This is a genomic window from Novosphingobium sp. B-7, assembly GCF_000410615.1.
Taxonomy (GTDB): Bacteria; Pseudomonadota; Alphaproteobacteria; order Sphingomonadales; family Sphingomonadaceae; genus Novosphingobium; species Novosphingobium capsulatum.
The window spans coordinates 2,803-8,507 of sequence record NZ_KE148346.1 but is presented as its reverse complement, the minus strand read 5'-3'; the positions used below and the strand labels follow the sequence as shown (position 1 = coordinate 8,507).

The following is a 5,705-nucleotide window of genomic DNA, read 5'->3' as shown; positions in this document are numbered from 1 at the left end:
GCAGGCTTGGTCGGCAGCGGCACGGGATCGGATGGGGCAACCGCCACCGGGGCGCCCACAGGCTCGGCAACACGCTCAGCTGGCGTCATCGCAGCGGCCACCGGGGCTTGTTCGGGGCGGGCTTCGGCACGAGCTTCAGGGCGGATCTCGGGGCGCGCCTGGGCACGGGGCGCCGGCAGGCGGCCGCTGTCACCGGGCATGGTCGCCGCGATAGCCGAGGCATCGTCCTGCGGCATGATGCGCGGGTCCTTGAGCAGCGCCTCGAAGATCGGCCAGCTTTCCAGATCGGCGAAGCGGTCGACGAATTCGCGATAGCGAAAATCGCTTTTCCCCAACCGATCCAACAAGACCTTTGCATCTGCCCGCATAGCCCAAACCCCTTAGTAATCTCTCTAGAGGTCTTGCAGACAATGGTTAACAAATACCTTCTCATGCCCCGCCACGTGCCAGAAACCCCCCGGTTTTGCGAGGTTTTGTCACGGTAACGAAAATTAATCGACCCTAATGTGACCAACCGGCCCGCCGGCCCTGGCGTCAACCCAGGCCCGGAAAGGGCCGATTCGCCACGCCGCCTAACCCGTGACGATGCGGTAGGGCACGCGATCGCGCTGCGCCGGATCAACGGCAATGGCCCGGTCGCTGGGCGGAAAGGCGCGCTGGTCGCAGGTATCGCGCGGGCAGGTGCGGCACGATGCACCGATCCGCGCCACCGCCTCGTCGCTCGCCAGGTTGAGCCCGTCGGCATAGACGAACTCGCTGGCCAGCGCCGCTTCACAACCCAGCGCCACGGCATAGCGGCGCGACGGGCGGTAATAGGAACCCGATGGCTTCACCAGGCCCTTGGCGATCGAGACATAGCGCACGCCGTCGGGCATTTCGGCCAGTTGCACGTGAATGCGATCGGGAATGGCCACCGCCTCGTGCACGATCCACAAGGGGCAGGCCCCGCCATAGCGGCCGAACTGCAGCCGCGTGGCGGAATGGCGCTTGGTCACGTTGCCGGCCATGTCCACCCGGCAGAAAAACACCGGAATGCCGCGCGCCTGCGGGCGTTGCAACGTGGACAGGCGGTGGCACACCTGCTCGAAACTGGTGTGGAACGGCTGGCGCAGCCGATCGACATCATGGCGCAGGGCCCGCGCCGCCTGGGCAAAGGCGGTATAGGGCATGGTCAGCGCGCCTGCGGCATAGTTGCCCAGGCCCACCGCCAAAAGGTGCCGCGCCGCTTCGCTGCGCAGGGGCGCTTGCGCCACGATCTGCGCGATTGCATCGGCCAGCGCGATGGCGCAGACCTGATAAGCAAGCTGGAACCGGCTGGATTCGAGCGGCTGGGTGGAATCGAGCGTGAGCGTGCGGCGCGGCGCATCATAGCGCCGCACCGGGCCCCCGCCACGCCACACCACACTCACTCCTTCGCCCGCCAGCCAGGCCTGCATCTGGGCAATATCGGGCGACGGCTCGCCCTGCCCGATCCGCGCCGCCAGGTCTTCGGCCCCGCGATCGAGCGCATCGACATAGTTGCCGGCATGGTGGAACCAGTCGCGCACTTCCTCCCACGGCAGGCGCCCGCCCGCGGCCAGGCTCGCGCCGATGGTCTCGTCCATCATGTCGAGCCTCTGGCGGGTTTGCGTATAGAGCCCGTGCAACTGCACCACCTGCCGCGCCAGATCGGGAAACTGCCGGGCCAGCCGCTCGATCTGTTCGCCCGGCGGGCTGGCAGAGAGATGCGGATCGGCCAGCGCCCCGCGCAGTGCCTCGGCCAAGTCATCGGCCGCGGGCAGCGCCAGGTCTGCCCAATCGACCGGGAACGTTGCTATCAGCGTGTCGGTCAGCGCGGGCGTCAGCGGCCGCTCGTCGTTTTCCAGTTGCGAGAGATAGGACGCGCTGATGCCGAGCATGCTGGCCATATCGGCCTGGCGCAGGGCGCGGCGCTGGCGCAGCGCGCGCAAGGGTTGCCCGGCAAAGAGAGGACGGCGTGCCATGGTGCCATGCGGGCTATCACGCAGCCCGCGCTTTGCAAAGTATCGCTTCGCAACTTTACAGATTAACATTGGACAGCGCCCCCGCCCTGCGGCATCGCGGGGGCAATTCTGCAAACTTGCAAAGCGAGAGATGCCATGTCAGCCAACATTGCCGAGATGGAACGCCGCCGCGCCGCCGCGCGCCTGGGCGGCGGCCAGCGCCGGATCGATGCCCAGCATGCCAAGGGCAAGCTGACGGCGCGCGAGCGGCTCGACATCCTGCTCGACGAAGACAGCTTCGAAGAGATCGACGCCTATGTGGAGCACAACTGCGTCGATTTCGGCATGCCGGAAAACACCATTCCCGGCGATGGCGTGGTGACCGGATCAGGCACCATCAATGGCCGCCTGGTCTTCGTGTTTTCGCAGGACTTTACCGTGTTCGGTGGCGCGGTGTCCGAACGCCACGCGATGAAGATTTGCAAGATCATGGACATGGCGCTGAAAGTCGGCGCGCCGGTGATCGGCATCAACGATTCGGGCGGCGCGCGCATCCAGGAAGGCGTCGCCTCGCTCGGCGGCTATGCCGAGATTTTCCAGCGCAACGTGCTGGCCTCGGGCGTGGTGCCGCAGCTGTCGCTGATCATGGGGCCGTGCGCGGGCGGTGCCGTCTATTCCCCGGCGATGACCGACTTCATCTTCATGGTGAAGGATTCCAGCTACATGTTCGTCACCGGCCCCGACGTGGTCAAGACAGTGACCAACGAGATCGTCACGCAAGAGGAACTGGGCGGCGCGATCACGCATTCGACCAAGACCTCGGTCGCCGACCTGGCGCTGGAAAACGATATCGAAGCGCTGCTGACGGCGCGCGAATTCTTCGATTACCTGCCGCTCACCAACCGCACCGGCGTGCCCGAGCGGCCCACGTCCGACCCGTGGGACCGCCTGGAGGAAAGCCTCGACACGCTGATCCCGGCTTCGCCCACCCAGCCCTACGACATGCACGAGGTGATCACCAAAGTGCTGGATGAGGGTGATTTCTTTGAAATCCAGCCGGGCCACGCGGCCAATATCCTGTGCGGCTTCGGCCGGATCGAAGGCCGCACCGTGGGCGTGGTGGCCAACCAGCCGCTGGTGCTGGCCGGCGTGCTCGATATCAACTCGTCCAAGAAGGCCGCGCGCTTCGTGCGGTTCTGCGATGCGTTCGACATTCCCATCCTGACCTTTGTCGACGTGCCCGGTTTCCTGCCCGGCACCGCGCAGGAATTGGGCGGCATCATCAAGCACGGTGCCAAGCTGCTGTTCGCCTATGGCGAGGCCACCGTGCCCAAGATCACCGTGATCACGCGCAAGGCCTATGGCGGCGCCTATGACGTGATGGCGTCCAAGCACCTGCGCGGTGATTTGAACTATGCCTGGCCCACGGCCGAAATCGCGGTGATGGGCGCCAAGGGCGCAGTGGAAATCATCTTCCGCGGGCTGGGCCCCGAAGAGATCGCGGCCAAGACCAAGGAATACGAAGACCGCTTTGCCAACCCGTTCGTGGCCGCGAGCAAGGGCTTTGTCGACGAGGTGATCCACCCGCATTCCACGCGCCGGCGCATCGCGCTCGCCTTGCGCAAGCTGCGCGGCAAGCAACTCGAAAACCCGTGGAAGAAGCACGACAACATTCCGCTGTAAGAAGGCGCGCAATCCCATGAAGCTTGGTCGTTTGAACCACGTCGGCGTGGCGGTGCCCTCGATGCACGACGCCATCGCCTATTATCGCGAGGTGATGGGCGCGAGCCTGATCACCGCGCCGTTCGACATGCCCGAGCAGGGCGTGAAAGTGGCATTCGTCAACACGCCGGGTGAAGCGGGCACTGCCGGCACGCAGATCGAACTGATCGAACCGCTGGGTGAAACCAGCCCGATCGCCGGCTTCATTGCCAAGAACCCGGCCGGCGGGCAGCACCACCTGTGCTACGAGGTGGCAGACATCGAGGCCGCGCGCGCGTGGTTCACCGCGAAGGGCAAACGCATCCTCGGCCCGACGCGGATCGGTGCCCACGGCACGCCGATCTTTTTCCTGCACCCCAAGGACATGCTGGGCCAGCTGACCGAAATCATGGAGACGCCCCGTGGGGACCATTAAAGACTGGGAAGCCCTTGCCGCCAAGGAGGTGAAGGGCAAGGACCTCACCTGGCACACGCCCGAAGGCATCGCGGTCAAGCCGCTCTATACCGCCGATGACGTGGCGACAGACCCCGGCCTGCCAGGCTTTGCCCCGTTCACGCGCGGCGTGCGCGCCAGCATGTATGCCGGTCGCCCCTGGACGATCCGGCAATATGCCGGCTTCTCCACGGCCGAGGAATCCAACGCGTTCTATCGCCGCAACCTGGCCGCCGGGCAAAAGGGCCTGTCGGTGGCGTTCGATCTGGCCACCCATCGCGGCTATGACAGCGACCATCCGCGCGTGGTGGGTGACGTGGGCAAGGCCGGCGTGGCGATCGACAGCGTCGAGGACATGAAGATCCTGTTCGACGGCATCCCGCTCGATCAGATGTCGGTGTCGATGACGATGAACGGCGCGGTGATCCCGATCCTGGCATTCTTCATCGTCGCGGGCGAGGAACAGGGCGTTCCTACCGAAAAGCTGGACGGAACCATTCAGAACGACATTCTGAAGGAGTTCATGGTCCGCAACACTTATATCTATCCGCCCGACCCCTCGATGCGGATCATCTCGGACATCTTTGCCTTCACCAGCGCACGGATGCCCAAGTTCAATTCGATCTCGATTTCCGGCTATCACATGCAGGAAGCCGGCGCCACGCAGGTACAGGAACTGGCCTTCACCATTGCCGATGGCATGGAATATGTGAAGTACGGCGTCGCCTCGGGCCTCGACATCGACAGGTTCGCCGGGCGGCTGTCGTTCTTCTTTGCCATCGGCATGAACTTCTTCATGGAAGTGGCCAAGCTGCGCGCCGCGCGCGTGCTGTGGCACCGCGCGATGACGCAACTGGGCGCCAAGGACGAGCGCAGCAAGATGCTGCGTACCCACTGCCAGACCTCGGGCGTCAGCCTGCAGGAGCAGGACCCCTACAACAACGTCATCCGCACCACGATCGAGGCGATGGCCGCGATGCTGGGCGGCACGCAGTCGCTGCACACCAATGCGCTGGATGAAGCGATCGCGCTGCCGACCGACTTTTCCGCGCGTATTGCCCGCAACACCCAGATCGTGATCCAGGAAGAAACGGGCATGTGCAACGTGGTCGATCCGCTCGGCGGGTCGTACTATATCGAAGCACTCACCGCACAACTGGTCGACCAGGCCTGGGCCATCATCGAACGCGTCGAGGCCGAAGGTGGCATGGCCAAGGCCGTGGCCGCCGGCTGGCCCAAGGCGATGATCGAGGAAGCCGCCGCCGCCCGCCAGGCGCGCGTCGACAAGGGCGAAGACGTGATCGTCGGCGTCAACAAGTATCGCCTCGCCACCGAAGACCGCATCGAGACGCTGGAGGTAGACAACCACGCCGTGCGCGCCGGCCAGATCGCCCGCATCAACGCGGTGCGCGCCAGCCGCGACGAAACGGCGGTTCAGGCTGCGCTCAAGGCCATTACCGAGGCGGCGCGCGCGGGGGCTTCGACAAGCTCAGCCCGAACGGATGGGGGGAAACAAGACTTCCCCAGCGCGGGCAATGCGGACCAGAACTCCGTTCGCCCTGAGCCTGTCGAAGGGCAGGAAGCCACCC

4 protein-coding genes and 1 pseudogene are annotated in these 5,705 nt (G+C 65.2%); 3 read left to right on the top strand and 2 right to left on the bottom strand.

What is annotated here, in order from left to right:
• Window positions 1-368: pseudogene (locus H926_RS33310) on the bottom strand (hypothetical protein); the annotation flags it as partial.
• Window positions 369-572: 204 nt separating this feature from the next.
• The gene (locus H926_RS0112780; RefSeq protein WP_022676654.1) at window positions 573-1,982 is read right to left on the bottom strand and encodes a short-chain fatty acyl-CoA regulator family protein; all 1,410 of its coding nucleotides are present in this window, start codon (window positions 1,980-1,982) and stop codon (window positions 573-575) included.
• Between the two features lie 135 nt (window positions 1,983-2,117).
• Here H926_RS0112780 and H926_RS0112775 point away from each other — a divergent pair, with 135 nt between their 5' ends.
• The 3 genes from H926_RS0112775 to scpA form a co-directional block, all read left to right on the top strand.
• A complete protein-coding gene (locus H926_RS0112775) occupies window positions 2,118-3,644 on the top strand; it encodes an acyl-CoA carboxylase subunit beta (protein WP_022676653.1) in 1,527 nt (508 codons plus the stop codon).
• A 16-nt stretch (window positions 3,645-3,660) separates the two neighbouring features.
• Complete coding sequence (mce, locus tag H926_RS0112770) at window positions 3,661-4,098, top strand: methylmalonyl-CoA epimerase (RefSeq protein ID WP_022676652.1); 438 nt, start codon at window positions 3,661-3,663, stop codon at window positions 4,096-4,098.
• Window positions 4,085-5,705: methylmalonyl-CoA mutase (gene scpA / locus H926_RS27375; protein WP_237741030.1), on the top strand; the 1,621-nt coding region annotated here is incomplete at its 3' end. The genes mce and scpA, both read left to right, overlap by 14 nt.